Source organism: Sphingomonas sp. SP4 (assembly GCF_058313375.1).
This window is the reverse complement of sequence record NZ_JBZFLE010000001.1, coordinates 1348722-1364363: the sequence shown is the minus strand read 5'-3', so window position 1 is coordinate 1364363 and position 15642 is coordinate 1348722. Positions and strand designations below refer to the sequence as shown.

The 15642-nt window shown below is 58.9% G+C and carries 20 protein-coding genes; 13 read left to right on the top strand and 7 right to left on the bottom strand.

Annotated elements, in window-relative coordinates; all coding sequences use genetic code 11:
• Positions 1-99 precede the first annotated feature (99 nt).
• Positions 100-342, top strand: coding sequence for a hypothetical protein (locus AC4GYV_RS06930; protein WP_491099918.1), 243 nt, complete (start codon positions 100-102; stop codon positions 340-342).
• 36 nt (positions 343-378) lie between these two features.
• Here the strand turns inward: AC4GYV_RS06930 and AC4GYV_RS06925 are convergent, their stop codons facing one another.
• Entirely contained in the window at positions 379-522 is a 144-nt protein-coding gene (locus AC4GYV_RS06925; RefSeq protein WP_491099917.1) for a hypothetical protein, read from the bottom strand.
• Between the two features lie 1039 nt (positions 523-1561).
• On the opposite strand from AC4GYV_RS06925, the gene adhP reads away from it, so the two are divergent.
• The 3 genes from adhP to AC4GYV_RS06910 are packed head-to-tail and all read left to right on the top strand — an operon-like array spanning position 1562 to position 3794.
• Positions 1562-2593, top strand: coding sequence for an alcohol dehydrogenase AdhP (gene adhP, locus AC4GYV_RS06920; RefSeq protein WP_491099916.1), 1032 nt, complete (start codon positions 1562-1564; stop codon positions 2591-2593).
• 26 nt (positions 2594-2619) lie between these two features.
• On the top strand, positions 2620-3357 hold the full coding sequence (locus AC4GYV_RS06915; protein WP_491099915.1) for an LOG family protein: 738 nt from the start codon (positions 2620-2622) through the stop codon (positions 3355-3357).
• A complete protein-coding gene (locus tag AC4GYV_RS06910; protein WP_491099914.1) occupies positions 3354-3794 on the top strand; it encodes a DUF2165 family protein in 441 nt (146 codons plus the stop codon). Before AC4GYV_RS06915 ends, AC4GYV_RS06910 begins: the two co-directional genes overlap by 4 nt.
• 22 nt (positions 3795-3816) lie before the next feature.
• Here the strand turns inward: AC4GYV_RS06910 and AC4GYV_RS06905 are convergent, their stop codons facing one another.
• Positions 3817-4854, bottom strand: coding sequence for a potassium channel family protein (locus tag AC4GYV_RS06905; protein ID WP_491099913.1), 1038 nt, complete (start codon positions 4852-4854; stop codon positions 3817-3819).
• A 244-nt stretch (positions 4855-5098) separates the two neighbouring features.
• On the opposite strand from AC4GYV_RS06905, the gene AC4GYV_RS06900 reads away from it, so the two are divergent.
• Positions 5099-5329, top strand: coding sequence for a hypothetical protein (locus AC4GYV_RS06900; RefSeq protein ID WP_491099912.1), 231 nt, complete (start codon positions 5099-5101; stop codon positions 5327-5329).
• 1327 nt (positions 5330-6656) lie between these two features.
• Here the strand turns inward: AC4GYV_RS06900 and AC4GYV_RS06895 are convergent.
• Positions 6657-6911, bottom strand: coding sequence for a hypothetical protein (locus AC4GYV_RS06895; RefSeq protein WP_491099911.1), 255 nt, complete (start codon positions 6909-6911; stop codon positions 6657-6659).
• Between the two features lie 174 nt (positions 6912-7085).
• Here AC4GYV_RS06895 and AC4GYV_RS06890 point away from each other — a divergent pair, with 174 nt between their 5' ends.
• The 4 genes from AC4GYV_RS06890 (at position 7086) to AC4GYV_RS06875 (ending at position 9121) form a co-directional block, all read left to right on the top strand.
• The gene (locus AC4GYV_RS06890) at positions 7086-7307 is read left to right on the top strand and encodes a hypothetical protein (protein WP_491099910.1); all 222 of its coding nucleotides are present in this window, start codon (positions 7086-7088) and stop codon (positions 7305-7307) included.
• A 387-nt stretch (positions 7308-7694) separates the two neighbouring features.
• Positions 7695-8135 carry a hypothetical protein gene (locus AC4GYV_RS06885; protein ID WP_491099909.1) on the top strand — a complete coding sequence of 147 codons (441 nt, stop codon included), beginning with the start codon at positions 7695-7697 and terminating at the stop codon, positions 8133-8135.
• Positions 8136-8377: 242 nt separating this feature from the next.
• Positions 8378-8611 carry a hypothetical protein gene (locus tag AC4GYV_RS06880; RefSeq protein WP_491099908.1) on the top strand — a complete coding sequence of 78 codons (234 nt, stop codon included), beginning with the start codon at positions 8378-8380 and terminating at the stop codon, positions 8609-8611.
• Between the two features lie 21 nt (positions 8612-8632).
• The gene (locus AC4GYV_RS06875) at positions 8633-9121 is read left to right on the top strand and encodes a hypothetical protein (protein WP_491099907.1); all 489 of its coding nucleotides are present in this window, start codon (positions 8633-8635) and stop codon (positions 9119-9121) included.
• A gap of 157 nt (positions 9122-9278) precedes the next feature.
• Here the strand turns inward: AC4GYV_RS06875 and AC4GYV_RS06870 are convergent, their stop codons facing one another.
• Together AC4GYV_RS06870 and AC4GYV_RS06865 are read right to left on the bottom strand one after the other, a co-directional pair.
• A complete protein-coding gene (locus tag AC4GYV_RS06870) occupies positions 9279-9890 on the bottom strand; it encodes a cytochrome b (protein ID WP_491099906.1) in 612 nt (203 codons plus the stop codon).
• Between the two features lie 119 nt (positions 9891-10009).
• On the bottom strand, positions 10010-10582 hold the full coding sequence (locus tag AC4GYV_RS06865) for a hypothetical protein (protein ID WP_491099905.1): 573 nt from the start codon (positions 10580-10582) through the stop codon (positions 10010-10012).
• Positions 10583-10817: 235 nt separating this feature from the next.
• On the opposite strand from AC4GYV_RS06865, the gene AC4GYV_RS06860 reads away from it, so the two are divergent.
• Both AC4GYV_RS06860 and AC4GYV_RS06855 read left to right on the top strand, forming a co-directional pair.
• The gene (locus tag AC4GYV_RS06860) at positions 10818-12287 is read left to right on the top strand and encodes a sensor histidine kinase (protein ID WP_491099904.1); all 1470 of its coding nucleotides are present in this window, start codon (positions 10818-10820) and stop codon (positions 12285-12287) included.
• Positions 12287-12640: a response regulator gene (locus AC4GYV_RS06855; protein WP_491099903.1), complete on the top strand. Its 354-nt coding sequence runs from the start codon at positions 12287-12289 to the stop codon at positions 12638-12640. The genes AC4GYV_RS06860 and AC4GYV_RS06855 overlap by 1 nt, the downstream gene beginning before the upstream one ends.
• Positions 12641-12779: 139 nt before the next feature.
• Here the strand turns inward: AC4GYV_RS06855 and AC4GYV_RS06850 are convergent, their stop codons facing one another.
• Positions 12780-13469, bottom strand: a complete 690-nt coding sequence (locus AC4GYV_RS06850; protein ID WP_491099902.1) for an alternative oxidase — start codon at positions 13467-13469, stop codon at positions 12780-12782.
• A 127-nt stretch (positions 13470-13596) separates the two neighbouring features.
• A complete protein-coding gene (locus AC4GYV_RS06845; RefSeq protein WP_491099901.1) occupies positions 13597-13779 on the bottom strand; it encodes a hypothetical protein in 183 nt (60 codons plus the stop codon).
• A gap of 110 nt (positions 13780-13889) precedes the next feature.
• Between AC4GYV_RS06845 and AC4GYV_RS06840 the strand changes: the two genes are divergently transcribed.
• Positions 13890-15029: a PAS domain-containing sensor histidine kinase gene (locus AC4GYV_RS06840; RefSeq protein ID WP_491099900.1), complete on the top strand. Its 1140-nt coding sequence runs from the start codon at positions 13890-13892 to the stop codon at positions 15027-15029.
• Positions 15022-15642 (top strand): response regulator transcription factor, encoded by a 621-nt coding sequence (locus AC4GYV_RS06835; RefSeq protein WP_491099899.1) that lies wholly within the window; start codon positions 15022-15024, stop codon positions 15640-15642. Before AC4GYV_RS06840 ends, AC4GYV_RS06835 begins: the two co-directional genes overlap by 8 nt.

The window sequence follows — 15642 nt, the reverse complement described above, 5'->3', positions numbered from 1 at the left end:
GTAACAACAGCATGTCGAACGTCCGCTCCCGACCCCACCCATTGCGACACCCCAAGGGCAGCCAGCCGTGCTATATTGCGCATGAGCATGGAGGCGCGCATGTCCGGCATTCTCGACAAGTTCTACGTTGAACATGGCATTCGGGGTGCGAGGGTAATGGCCCGCTCACTCCAACTCACTGCGACCTGCAATTCAGACGCGGAAATCGATGCAAGCATTGGAATGCTGAAGGACGACCTGGATGCCTGCGCGAGAGAGATGAAGCGCCTGCTCAAGGTCAACAATAGCGGATCGATGTTCGAGGGTTGGTCGCCGGTCAACGATGACGTGGTCAAGGCCTGACGTCCGCTCATGACCCATTGCGGACATTACCCGTAGTTACAGAACGCAGGAATCGCCGTTCCATGCACCGCCACTGTCGAGGCACTTATCTTGTGCCACGATCGGCGAGAGTGTGAACAAGGCGAACATCGTCAGAACTCCCAAGACGAGTCCAAGGATCAGGCGCCGCGACGTTTTCATTTAGTGAGCGTCTACGAAACTGAGAACGACCGCAACGAGCCCAAGGCCAATCATGTCCAACTTTTAAGAACGGACGCACTTTCCTTAAGAATGGCGAATGGACGGGCGGCAAGCGTCACCTACTGTCATCGACGAAGCTTGCTCTGCCAGACCCCATGTTTGAAGGAGCGGGTTTCCGGCTCGGCGTCCGGAGCCCCCGGCGTCGAGCCGTCGCTACCGAGAGGTGTTGCAGCGAAAGCGGACGTGCATCAGTCCACGTCTTTGGGCTCCGGGATGTCCGGTACAAGCCGACGCATGGCGTCATCGGGCTTGTCGTTCGACCTGGTGGGCACGCGAGTTTTCGAGATGCGTCGAAGTTGGTCGAGTGCTGCTCTCTTCGCCATTGACGGGTGTGTCCAGTGCGGCTGCTGACAATTAACGGCTCGACGCCGGAGCGACCCAACGCCGAGCCGGGGGCTATGAGTGGAACATGCCCCGGGCGGACACTAGTCGTGATCGTGACCGCAACGTTGTGCGATCCCGTCACGAATTTTGCGGTTCGCGTCACGCGGGCTCTCCACCGAAATGTTGGGAGCTAACGGCTCGGCGTCCAGGGAGATTTTGACCGTCCGCCGAGCCGGAGACACGAATGTGGGCATGTCCCGCTGCCGGCTATCCGAGAACGAAAGCATCAGTTTTATTGATCACGACGGAGTCTTGCTCGCGAGCGACATTTCGCGACTGATCCGTACGTAAAATGTGCGAGACGGGTGGAAAGCGGACCGCAGGCATCTCGCGGGGCGGATCGGCAAACCGCTCGATCAGAGCCGCCTTTTTGCACCGATCGAGTCGACCGATGATCGCGAAACACCGGAAACGCGATTATCGTCTTTCACCTTTGCAGGCGTTGAGAAGGACATAAGTGCGTTTGTCGCTCCTCAGCCGAGGGCGACGTGTCCTCGAGTCTGTGAAGGCGTCCGGGTTTGGCCCGATGGCAATTCGCCCAACCAAAATGCACTGCACCGCGTCGCTATGACCCCGGGTCAATGGGAGCAGGGCTATGGCAAAGACCATGAGGGCCGCGGTTGTCCGCGAGTTCGACCAGCCCTTAGTCATCGAAGAGGTACCCGTCCCTGAGCCAGGGCCTGGAATGGTCCAGGTGGCAGTCCGAGCTTCCGGAGTATGCCACACGGATCTTCATGCTGCTCACGGTGATTGGCCGGTCAAGCCCACCCCACCGTTCATTCCTGGACATGAGGGCGTCGGCTTCGTGTCTGCGGTTGGGCAAGGAGTTCGACATTTAAAGGAAGGCGATCGCGTCGGCGTCCCTTGGCTACACACGGCTTGCGGTCACTGCACCCATTGCTTGGGCGGTTGGGAAACGCTGTGCGAGAGCCAGCTGAACACTGGTTATTCGGTCAACGGCGGCTTCGCCGAATATGTGCTCGCAGACCCGGACTTCGTCGGGCACCTGCCTTCCAACATCGGCTTCGTCGAAATCGCACCCATCCTGTGCGCTGGAGTGACTGTGTACAAAGGACTGAAGGTTACGGAAGCAAAGCCTGGCGATTGGGTCGTCGTATCTGGGATTGGCGGCCTCGGCCACATGGCCGTCCAATATGCCAAAGCGATGGGCATGAACGTTGCAGCCGTAGACGTTGATGATACGAAATTGGAATTGGCCCGAAGCCTCGGCGCTGCCGTTACTGTCAATGCCACCGACGGCGATCCAGCGGGTTCGATCAAACGCGAGACCGGAGGCGGAGCTCGAGGTGTCCTCGTAACGGCTGTTAGTCCGACTGCCTTCGAGCAAGCACTCGGGATGGTCGCGCGTGGCGGAACCGTTTCACTGGTGGGGCTTCCACCGGGCGACTTTCCGCTGCCAATCTTCAACATAGTTCTGAACGGCATCACAGTCCGCGGATCGATCGTTGGCACACGGCTGGATCTTCAAGAGTCCTTGGACTTCGCTCGCGATGGTAAGGTTGCTGCGACGGTGTCTACCGCGAAGCTGGAGGACATTAACTCTGTCTTCGACAAGATGGAAAAGGGCCACATCGAGGGCCGCATAGTTCTGGATTTGATGGCCTAGTGTCGGAAGGACCCGGAGAGGGAATCGTGAGGCTGTCGGACGAAGAAACGGTCCGGCACATCCTGATCGACGCGCTGTTTTCCCTGTGGTCGACCGCGAACAACCTGAGCCGCATCCGCCCGACCAGGAAGGATCGATATCGCGTTACGGTCTTTGGATCAGCCCGCACCGAGGACGAACACTGGGTTTATGAGGAAGTCGAGCGGATGTGCGCCGCGTTGGCATCACTCGGGTGCGACGTGGTCACGGGGGGCGGGCCAGGACTGATGGAGGCGGCAAACCGAGGCGTCGCGCTGGGAGACCCAGCTAGCGAAGCCCAAAACATCGGCATTCGTGTGCAGTTGCCGTTCGAACAATCGGCCAACCCCTTCGTCCAAGAGGTATTCAGCCACGGCACCTTCTTCACCCGGCTCCACCAATTCGTTCTGATGTCCGATGCCTATGTCGTCGTTCCGGGCGGCATCGGCACGTTGCTCGAAACGACGATGATCTGGCAGTTGGTGCAAGTCCGCCAACTGGATACGCCACTCATTTTGGTAGGGCCGATGTGGCGCGGTCTCATCGATTGGGCGCGTTCGCAGATGCTTCGTCCTGGGTTCGAGCTCGCGGGTTCTGCTGATTTAGACATCCCTGTCTGCGTCGACACAACCGACGAAGTCTTTGTTGTCATTCGGCAGCACCACCGCGAATGGAAGAAGCGCCTCGATGACGCCAATTCAGTCGAACCGGAAATTGAGCCACTTACGACCGGGTCCGGCGATTGAGAGTCTTCAAGAGCCTGCTCGTGTCGCTAATCGGCCTAACGGCGTTGATGTATGCGTTACAAAATCTCGGAGAGATCAGCGAAATGCGTCAGCACATCGACGCTGCCCAATCCGTTGCGATTTCCCCCGCCTTGAGTTGGATCGCCTTCGCGCTGATTACGCTCTGCCAGCTAGTGATCGCCGCCGTGGCATTTATGGGTGCTTGGGAATTGTTCGCTGCGAGGAACGGTTCGTCCGAGCAGTTTAAAGAAGCGAAGACAACTGCGGTTTGGGCAGGTGGATTGTCGCTCCTTTCGTGGTTCGCCTTGGCATTGATGGTTGGGGGCGGACTGTTCCAATGGGGCACTGATAATGGAGAGGCTGCGCTGACGAAGGCGTTCGCGCTAGGCACGACCTCGGCACTGACTATTCTCTTCGTCTGGGGGACTACCGACTGAGGGCGGCATTCGGAATGGGAAACTAAACGGGTAGAGTCCCTCCCGATGTTTCGCCGGTGGGCACGACTTCTATGATTCGATCGTTCGCCTGAATGCGAGGCGGGCCTGGGTCCCATGGAGAAAGGATTTCCGTCCCGCGATAGAGACGAACCGCTCTTCCGTCGCAGACATCCCGCAACGATTGGCCTACCTCATCGGCGGTAGCTTCGCGTTCTCGGAGCCTCACCTCGCCTCGCGTGGTGGCTAGATCTCGGAGATAGTCGGCAAGATGCTCGCCGTAGCTGCTTGCGGCCAAGAGAAGTCCCGTAAAACTCACCGGATTGACCACGACGTTTGCCCCCGCTTGGTGAGCTAGGTCCTCGTTGTCGGCATTTCGTACAGAGACGGCGATCCGCACATCCGGTGCCAATTGCCGAGCCGTCAGTACCGTCAGGATCGACGTGTCATCGCGGCCGCAACTTACGATCAAGCTGCCGGCGCGCTCGATATGAACAGCCCTTTGCACTTCGTCACGTGTAGCATCACCTCGTATTGTGGCGACGCCTGCTCGCTTTGCGACTTCGATCGCTTCCGAATCCGCATCTATGACGACGATCGCGCCCAATTCCGTGCCGGCGGCGAGCAACTCTGCCATCGCATTCTGCCCACTGCGCCCAAACCCGGCGAGGACGATGTGATTGCGTAATGTGTGTTGGATTCTTTTCATGCGCCAGTTCTCCCAGCTGCGCTTGAGCAGAAACTCGGCTGCGGTTCCGAGGAAGATGAGCCATAGGAAAACCCGAATCGGTGTGATCAGGAAGGCGTCGATCAGCCTTGCGCGTTCGCTGATTGGGACGATGTCGCCATAGCCAACCGTCGTCACTGTGATCATGGTGAAATAGATCACGTCCGCGAACGAGAGATGACCATCAGTGTTGTCCCGCAGACCGCCGCGGTCGAACCATAACAGCGCAAATGCGACGACGAGCAACACAATTGCGATGGCAACGCGTACTGCGAGACCATGCCAGGCGCGCAATGACCGCCGTTGCAGCGGCTGAAGTTCCGGCCGTCGAAACATCAGCTCAAAAATCGCACAGGTCGGGTTAGAACGCGAGGCGCCGACTGCGTCGGCGGTTCGTAGGCTCCAATGTCTGCTTTCAACTGAAACGGAATGTGCGGTGGCGTCGCGGGGCAACTTTGTGCCTTAGGTAGCTGTCCAGATTCCTCCCGATTTTCTGAAGGCCCGATGAATCGATATCAGCGCTAGCGTCGGTAGACGATCGTCTGTTGCTTCTGCGTGAGAACAGTCAGGAGCCCTGACGATGACCGCATTGCACGCTCCAGAAATCCCAGAGCGTTCCTCCTACCGAGAGCTACAAATCATATTCAGCTCAAGAGACGGATGTGTCTGGGCAAGCTGGCCAAATGGCGTTGCGGTGAATTTGGGCGGTCACCACGTGGTGACAGAAATGATGCGAGACTTTCTTGCCCAAGACGCGCTCGGCGAACGCCTAGAAGCGGCACACAACTCCGGAGAAGAGACAACCATCTGAAACTAGGGCGAATCCCCGCCAATTATCAGTATCGATGTTCAGTTACTTGGGTCTGACGTCGGCGTATCTCCGAAGAGTGCACCGAGCCCGTGGCTCCGGTGTGCGTGGGCGGCTCGGCCTTGCCCCTGGGCCGGGCCGCTTGATCTGCCAGCGACGTCAAAAACAAGACGTTGGACGGGCATCAACTAACGTCTGCTTTCCACGAACGGCAGGTTGGAGAGATTGGAGCGACCAGGTGTGGAGGATGCCTGACCGCTCCGATCGGATTGAGTTGCCATCCATCAAATCAAGAAGCCGCACGATGGTGTTGTCTCCCAAAACGAACTCTACAGTCTCTGCTTCGGGCGCGATTTTATCGTCCCAGAGGTTGTTATCATTTAAGCTGTTTCGGACGATGAGGCGCTTGCAGAGGCTCGCACCAGAGGGTCATTCACCAATCCCGAGGTCTGGCGAGGTCATCCGCTCGTTGGCGTGATCCCCCCAGAATGAATCGATAGGAATTGATGGGGAACGGGAGGCGGTGTTACGTTACCCCACACGTTGGGGGGTCGCGAAATGGCAGAATACCGCCGTGCTGTAGCGCAGGGTGAAAACAGTGGTCTCTGGCACAACCACGAAGAGTGTAAGGGCTACCCAACCCGCAACTTTGCAATCCGGATTAGCACGCCCAACGACGATCAGCTTTGCTCACGTTGTGCCACGCTAAAAACGGGGGGTTCCGTTACGGACTAGGTGTTCTTCGGTGGGCGTCGCGCCCACTCGCAGGCTCAGGTCTTATACGGGTTTTTAGGAGGCTGATTGGCTCTATCTTTTGACCGTTGCGCGTCAGCCCTGCTGGCCGCGTAGCAGGTGACTGGAGCGGGCCGGCCTTGGACGAGTTCGGACCGCTTCAGTTGCCACGCACCGCATCTGAATCGCGCTAGTTGTCGCTGCTGGGCAAGGCTCTGCGTCAATGAGTAAACATGGATGCGTTCTGTCGAATACCCGGTAGCGGAGCACGTCCACGCTCGTGTCTCCGGCTCGGGGAACGGTCCAAAGTTCCCCCCGACGCCGAGCCGTTAGCCTAACGTCTGCCGAATGTCGGTCAGGATCGCCTGCAGCTCATCAAGGGTCTCAGAGGCGGCGCTTTGACGCAGCTCGGCGAGACGGGCTTCGACATGGGTTAGCAGCGTGAGAGCCTCAGCCCTCTCCGCCTGCAAGTGGTGCAGGGGAAAATTGGGTCGGTCGGTCGGGCCAACGCAAACCCCTTTCAATGGTCCCTTCAGCAGGGGCAGTGGTTCGACCCATACTCCAAACCTGTGTCTGCATCCTAAATTTCCGCCATGGTTCAGCGCGGCTGCTGCTTCTCACTGCGGACGCACTGGTCGCCCGTCATGGCCTCGCAGCTAGGGTTGAGCGGTGAAGGCTGTCCGGGCTGCGCGTTCGCCTTCAGGGAGTCGGCAAGGTTCTTATGGGGCGCACCCTCCGGCAAGCTGTCCCACGGGTTCGATGAGGTCGTCCGTGGCGGCGGGTCGGCTTGCGGAGGCGGATCGTCGGTCGTTGGCTCCGCTACCTGCAAGGCCAAAGCTAGCAGAAGCAACATGGCGTCACTCCCATCGGTGATGGGGCATGCACCGCGCAGTTTCGAACGCGAGACACACCTCGCCACCAAGCTAAGTTGTTGATCTATCCCGGCAATCCGAATGATCCCTTATTGTGATCAGCAATAAACCCGATGTTCGCCGTGCTGCTACCGAGCGAACCCGTGCAGCGGAGTATGCGAACGAAATCTTTCGCTCCGGCACCGAGCCATGCACCCCAGACGCCGGAGCTGCACACCTACACGTTGCTGATCATCGATGAGGAAGTAGCTTCGCCTTGGGTGATACTCATCGAAGCTGCGGATGATCCGGACGCGGTGATGCTCGCTCGAACACACCATCCTCTCAGGCGTCGAGAGCTTTGGCTACGACACCGTTTGGTGGCCGAGTTCGACTAGGGCGCGCCGGGGGATGGTTGAACATTCGCAGGATGGCGAAGCGGACACCGGAGTCGGACGTTCGGACCTTAGGTCTCATTTGGGTGGAAAGCGGACATAAGCCCACGCCTTGAAGACTCCTGGGCGGGGCTCAGTAATCCACTCGGTATGCCGCTGCCGCCAGCGGCACCCCAGCCCCGGACAGCGTTATCCCGCAATTGCGGACATTCATGCGGTCCCTTTGGGGGTATCCCCGAATTGCGCGCATTCCTGGTCGCGAAGATGTAGCCGTCCGGGCCCGCGCGGCCCAGACGCGGGCAGAAAGGCAGGTGCCCGGTGGCAACTCGTCTATTTCACAGCAGCGCCCTTGTCTTTGCTGGCCTGCTAGTTGCCTTGCCCAACCCATCAATGGCGCAACGCTACGGCGGACACGGCGGAGGCTGGCACGGCGGTGGGTGGCATGGCAGTGGGTGGCATGGCAGTGGGTGGCATGGTGCAGCCCCTTACGGCTACGCACATGGCTACAGGGGTGGGTACGGCTACGGCGCTTATCGCCCCTACTACGGCTATCGACCCTACTACGGATATGGTGGCTACCACCCCTATTACGGTGGGTACTACGGTTACCCGTATTACGCGGCCTTGGGGGTCTTACTTGGTTCGGTTTTCGCCCCGCCGCCCGTTTACGCCTATCCTGTGGCCCTTCCGCCGCCACCACCATCGGCGCCGGCGCCAGCGACGCAACAGTGCCCGGACGGCTCAACGGTACGGGTAGGAAGCTATTGCCCGTCGCCGCCTCAAGCGTCACCCGCACCCCAGCCCATGCCAGAACGGGTTCCGCGTGGCTGACGACACGGTGAACCCGGCCAGCAGCTTACGGCATCACCCGCGAACGCTGTCCAGGCGTGTCGCAATAATGAAAGACCCGGGCAAACGTTAATGCCCGCTTTGGGTAGAAAGCGGACACTTCCTCATGAACTTTGATTGCTCCGTGCACGGAGCAACGACTTGACTCGGTCCGGACGGCAATTGCCGGCGGGCCCGAGTCACGAAATGTCAAAAATCGGTCGCGTTAGCGAAAGGTGGCATGAATGCTGGATGCCACACTGCTGAAGAGATGCGGCTCATCGACTTACCTTTCGTCGGAAATCGCTCAATTCCGCGAGGGCGCGCGAATGGAGTTTGATTGGGATGTCGACCAACTAGCTAATGTTCGAGAGAGTCCCTCGCGTCGTCGCTTCATTTTCGCGCTTAAACTTGTCAGCATGATCGCATTGTTGATCGGCGCAGGGTTCCTCGTTCACCTTGGCTCGACGCTGATGTGACGGACTTGCCAGGAGAATGAATTGCGCCTGAAGATACTGGTGTCGGCTGCAATCGTGGCTGCGTTCCCCGGGGGCTCCTACGCTGCGCCAATTCAGGTCGAGCAGGGCCTGAGCTTTCTTGTTGGCGAATGGACGATACCCGGCTTCGAGGGCCGCTATCGGGACAGCTGCACTTGGTTTGAAGATCACGCCTTCGTCGTCTGCGACACCATGGACGGGAGGCGCGGCAAACCTCAGCGGCATGTCGCAGCGATTGGCTGGTCCACCGCGCGTGGCAACTATACCTACTTAGGCTACGGACAGGACGGTTCCAGCCGCGTGCAGGATTGCTTCGCCAACCCGCAAAAGGGCCTTACCTGTCTAGACGAGAGCCGCGGGAGCGACGGACTGACGCAGTTGCGGACCTATATCTGGCCGACAGCAACGGGTCTTGGGCTCCGGCAGGAGCGTTCGGTCAACGGCAGTCCGTGGAGTGACGTCGGCCAGGTGCAATACGTTCCAAAGAAGTGAAAGAAGCTCGGTCGCATCGGAACTAGAGATCCCCAATTGGCCGCTAGCGGACCGTCCGCTTATGTCCGCTTTCGACCCATTGCGGACATCAATCGAGGCGAGCCGCTACCGGATCAGCACTTCAGAGCACTCTCACCACTCAACTTCGTGACTGAACCTAGTCACGGCCTTGGCCGATCGTCACCGGCTCATGATGAGGCGAGTTGAACGGAGGCATCCGCGCGGATCCGCGCCAGCGGTTGATAAACTGATGCTTCAGCGCTGCCGCGACGTGAAGGAGGATTAGTGCCACGAGAAGGAAGGCGGCGATCTCGTGCACACCGCCTGCAAGCTCACCCGTTTCCTTGCTGACGCCGGGGATCACCGGCACCTCGATGCCGCCCAATAACGGTGTCGTCGGACTGGTCGCAAACCCCGATACCGCAACGAAACCTACGATCGGCATTGCGATCAGCAGCGCGTAGAACAGACGATGATTCCAGACGGCCGCAACGCGTTCCCAAGCTGGCAGCTCGGGCGGAAATGGTGGAGGCGGATTCTTCAAGCGATAGGAGAGCCGCGCCAATGCGGCGACGAAGATCACGACCCCGATCGTCTTATGCCATATGAAGATGTTGTCACGGCTTGGTCCGTCTTCGGACAAACCAAAGCGGAAGCCGAGATAAGCCTGCAACAGCACCAGCGCGACCGTAATCCAGTGCAACGCGACCGCCGTATTCGAATAGCGTAGCACCGCTTCCTGCGGCGCTGTGTCGGGAACGCTCGTCATAGCCTTTCCCTCCTCTCGGGTAGGGAAAACGCAGAGGATCGGCCGCCGGTTTCCGCGGGACTTTGTTCGTGCGGCTAGCGTCCGCTTTCCACCCAAAGCGGACCTAAAACATGATGGGTCTACGATCCTCCGCGACTACTTGTTACCCGAGCATTTCGCGCGCCGCAGTTCTGCGCGACCGACAGAATGTTGAAGAGAGCATCGACTGGTGCAGTGCCGAAGTCGATGCAGATCCAAGTCTCATCCACCGTCACGCTATGGATAAAACCGCTCAGTTCCTCCGGCCTGAACGTTGCAGGATCAGTCGGAGGCATCCACCGATTGAACCACCAGCTCACGAGCTTCCCGGTAAACGCCCCGTCGTGGTCCAGTCGTACATCGTCCCACCACAAATCCTCGAATTTGACGCCGAGGTTCGGCGTATTGAGTGAGAAAGTGGGTAACTTATCGGCCCGCTTGCGAGGCACTAGATCGAGCCATTCCGTCATCGGATCGCCAAAGCTGATATCCGGAACGTAAGTCTTACCGAACAGATTGGATTCCGGCCTCTCGATCCGCCGATCCACGTGAGCGTCGGATCTCTTCGCACGGTGAAGCGCGACCATGTCGTCATACTGTTCGATATAGTCGTCGCGGACTGACTTGATCGCTTCACGCACATTCATGGTGATGCGCCATTGAACGGCACGCATTGATGGATCGCTAACGCCTCCTTTGGGTGGAAGGCGGACATTGCATGCATGGGAGCACGGCGCTGACACTCATACTGCACAATACCCGTCATCAAGCGAGCACGTGACCGACCCCGATACCTGGCCAGCACTGATCCGCATTAATTCACCTTCGCAACGACGTTTGACTCGGTGTGCTTAGCTACCCATTCTAAGTGTTCGCCGTGGCCTTCGCCCGGGTCGCGACGGAGTTCCTATGATTGCGCTGCAATCCGTTGATTATGAATCTCTCTTCGGAGCCTCCCCCAATCCGTACGTCCTGATGGACGCAGACCTTACCATCGTCACAATGAACGACGCGTACCTGACGACGACGATGCGCCAGCGGGGGGATTTGGTTGGGCGGCTAATGTTTGACGCCTTTCCAAGCGATCCCGAGTCCGAGAGTCACCGTTTACTTCGAAGCTCGCTCGAGAGGGTTCTGCAGACCGCCGAGCGCGACGAGATCGCGCTGATTCGCTACGATATCGAGCTGCCAGCTGGGGAATATGAGGAGCGGTATTGGAGTGCGACCCACGTGCCGCTGCTCATTGAAGGCAAGGTCGCTTACATCCTCCAGCACACGGTCGACGTAACCGAGCTACATAGCCTCCGAAAGCTAGCGGCTAAGACGGGTCTCCATGCCCGTGAGGAGACCGGCCTCTTCCAACGGGCGAATGCAGTGCAGGAGGCCAACCAGAGCCTCGCGGAGGAAACCCACCGACTACGCACGATGTTCGAACAAGCACCGGGTTTCGTCGCGGTGCTCAGTGGTCCCGATTTGCGCTTCCGCCTCGCCAATGCCGCATATCGCCGGCTGGTCGGCGGACGCGAAGTTATTGGGAAGCCGCTCGCCGAAGCCTTGCCCGAAGTCGTGGACCAGGGCTTTCCTGCACTGCTGGAGAAGGTACGGACGAGCGGCGAGCCCTTCATCGGCCGGGGCGCGCTCGTGCAGTTAGAGGCGGAAGGCTGCGGACCGCTCGAGGACCGGTATTTGGATTTCATCTATCAGCCGATTAGCACCAGCGAAGGCAACGGCGTGTTCGTCCAGGGCTACGACGTTACTGACCAGCGCCGAGCAGAAGAGCACCAACAGCTTTTGATCCATGAGCTCAATCATCGGGTGAAGAATACGTTGTCGATCGTGCAGGCGCTGGCCATGCAGTCATTCAACGACCGCGCAGATCCATCGGGCGCCCGCCAGACGTTCGACGCGCGCCTGAATGCTTTGTCCGCCGCGCACAACTTGCTGACGACGCAGAATTGGGAACGAGCAGGGCTGCTCGAGATTATCAAATCGTCAGTCTCGGCGACCGCAGGAGCGAATGCCAATCGCGTGTCGATCCGTGGCCCGGACATCCTTATTGCGCCACAGACCGCAGTTTCACTCGCCATGGCGATCCATGAGTTGTGCACCAACGCGATCAAATACGGTGCGTTGTCCAATGACACAGGCACGGTTGATGTTCACTGGACCGCGGGTGTCGCTCATTGCGGTGAAGTGGACCTCGACATCGACTGGAGTGAGCGCGGTGGGCCGGCGGTAGTGCCGCGGTCACACCGAGGGTTCGGCACCCGCCTTATCGAACGTGGGCTTTCAGCGGAGCTTCGTAGTACGGTCTCGCTGGAATTCCGACCAAGCGGCGTTCATTGTACCATTCGAGCCAAGCTACCGGCAGTCGCCTAATGAGCTTTTGCGGAGCGCTGGTTCTTATTTTGGAAGACGAGCCCATCATAGCGCTCGCGCTGGAGGATTTACTCATCGGCGAAGGCGCGTCGGTGCGCCATGCGTCGCGAATTGGGGAAGCACTCGAGGTTCTTCTCGCTGAGAATGTTGACTCGGCCATACTCGACGTGAACGTGCATGGGATGCTCAGCTATCCAGTGGCGGAATTGCTCTCTGAACGGCGAATCCCGTTCATCTTTGCGACCGGCTATGGCGACCGGGCGCACCCGCAGCAGTTCGCTGACATCCCGACCATAGCCAAACCTTATAGTGTTGAAGACCTGCGAAGGGCCTTCTCGCGGGTCATGGCCTAGCTCGTCCCGATTCATCTACAGCCAAGATCGAGGCCATCTCCCCAATGAAAGTCTGACCGCGTGCAACCGTCCGCAATGGGTCGAAAGCGGAAATAAAGAGGGCCGCCGAAGCGACCCTCTCAATTGTCATAATCCCTGTTTAGGCAGCCTGCTTCCACTGGGGCTGCAATTCGTTGTGCGACGGGCATTCGGCGATTGAACCCTGCGGCAGTCCGGCGAGCTCGTTGGCGAAGCCGTGGTTCACGTCGCGATGGTGGGCTTCGTCGGCTCGGACGACCAGTACCACGTCGCGCAGCGTCGCATCGTCCGGCAGTCCCCAATACCGCTTCGCGATTTCTGGCGCAGGCACATTCTCGGAGCGGCCCTCATCGATCTCCGAAAGGTAGTGTGTATAACTGATCACCGCCTCTTCCTCGAAATAGCCGACAACGCGATGCGCGGTTTTCGAGTTGATGAGATAGAGCGCGAAAAAGAAGCAATAGAACACCCACTGTGCGCCGATGATTACGGCGCGCTCGAAGAACGTCGGCTTGCTGATTTCGATGAAGGTCATCAGGTGCATGCGCTCATTTTCCGCCTCGTCCATTAGGGTGCGGATCCAGCCTCGGTCGTCGCAGATACGGCGCAGGCAATGGAGATGGTTGATGGTCGCTCCGACCATGCCTGGAACAGCTGCGACGGTTTCGAGAACCACCGCGCGGTGTCCGTAGCGCTCCGCGAAGAAAGTGTCGGCACACCAGCGCAAAGCCCTCGTGAACCCGAACGCAACGCGGTCCGACAACCCTTTGGGCTGATGATGGACGGAAAGGTCGATGAAGGGCGCAATCATTTCGAACTAACTCCTCGCTGCAAACGGCTGGTCCGCCGTTGAAGGGGGAATTAGCTGTGCCGCTGATCCCTGCGAAATACGCATTGTCGCGTACGTAGATCTGCGTAACCAAAGATGTAGGCGACGGTCAGCGGCCAGGATCAGTGTCGGGCTGCTCCACCGCATTGCTGATCGCCGTATCAATGACGCGAAGCGAGCGCTTGCGGCCTTCAGCTTCCACCCTGCGGCGATAACGCGTCAGGCGCCGCACGAGATCGCGGCCTGCCTCATCGGCCTTGTCTTTCGGGATAGGCAGGTCGAACTTTTTCATAGTGGCCGCAATTTAGCGACTGGTCCGATGTCTTTGGATAGGTATGTTTCCGAACTGGTGGGTCGCTCATGAAACTGCCTTTGGCGCCGGTCATTGCTATGAGACGTTCCATGGACCAGCCGACTTCTGAACTGAGCCTGGAAGCTGAGGCCCACCTGCGGTCCATCCTCGCGACCGTACCCGACGCGATGGTCGTTATCGATGAAGTGGGCACGATCCTTTCCTTCAGCGCGGCTGCCGAGAACATGTTCGGCTACGCTGAAGCCGAAGTTGTCGGACAGAACGTTAGGATGCTGATGCCGTCGCCCGATCGGGAGCGCCACGATCAGTATCTCGTTAATTACCTGGCGACTGGCAAACGCAAGATCATCGGCATCGGCCGAGTGACCACGGCGCTTCATCGCGAAGGGAACACCTTTCCGATTGAGCTTTCGGTCGGCGAAGCGTGGCTGGGCGAACGCCGGATTTTTACTGGGTTCATCCGCGATCTTACCGAACGGCAGCAAACGCTGCTGAGGCTTCAGGACTTGCAATCCGAGCTGGCGCACGTTGGTCGGGTAAGCGAAATGGGAACGCTCGCGTCATCGCTCGCGCATGAGCTCAATCAGCCGCTCACGGCAGTGGCGACCTACTGCGAGAGCGCACGCGATCTCCTTGACCATGGACCGGATCGCGGAACGCTCGAGATGGTGAAGGAGGCACTGGACGAGGCAGCGCAGCAAGCCATCCGTGCCGGCCAGATCGTTCGTCGCTTGCGAGACTTCTTGAGCACTGGCGAAACGGAACGTCACGTCGAGAGCCTGCAACGCCTCATCAATGAGGCAAATGCACTCGCGCTTGTGGGCTCCCGGGAACATGGCATCGACGTGCAGCTGGATCTCGACCCTGCTGCCGACGAGGTGCTCGTCGATCGCATTCAAATCCAGCAGGTGCTCGTGAACCTCATCCGCAACGCGATTGATGCGATGATGGAGAGCGAAGCACGCTGCCTCACCTTACGCACTAGGCGAGATGGAGCGACACTGGTGGAGATTGTCGTCGACGACACTGGCTCAGGTATAACCGACACGATTGCGCCGCAACTTTTTCAGCCTTTCGTGACCTCAAAAGATAGCGGGATGGGGATCGGCCTGTCGATCTGCCGGACCATCGTCGAGGCGCACGGCGGTCGTATTTGGTTCGAACCGGGAGCGAAGGGCGGCACTGCATTCCACTTTACCGTTCCAAGCGGAGACCGAACACATGAGTAGTGAAGAGCTGCGCCTAGTTCATGTCGTAGACGATGACGAGGCGATCCGTCGTTCGGTCAGCTTCGCACTGAAGACCTCCGGCTTTCGGGTACGCGTCTACGAAAGCGGCAGCGAGCTTCTGAAAACCGTTTCGGATGATCTTGAGGCTGGATGCATCTTACTCGACATCCGGATGCCGGGAATGGACGGGCTCGAAGTGCAAGAAGCATTGAAGAGCAAAGGCGTCACTCTGCCGGTAGTAATAATGACGGGCCACGGTGACGTTGGGCTCGCAGTGAGGGCCATGAAGGCGGGAGCGATCGATTTCATCGAAAAGCCGTTCCAGAAGGCTGTGCTGCTCTCTGCGATCGAGCAAGGCATAAGCCGGCTAAAACAGTCATCGATTAACGTTCGCGATGCGAATGATGCGGCAATTAAGCTCCAGCTTCTAAGCCCGAGGGAGCGCGAGGTTCTAGCTGGACTTGCCAAGGGTCTACCGAACAAATCGATCGCTTACGATTTGGGAATCAGCGCCCGCACCGTCGAAATTCACCGCGCCAACATGATGGGCAAGCTTGGCGTGAAGAGCCTTTCGGAAGCACTTCGCATCGCTTTCGCTGTTGAGGACGAATAG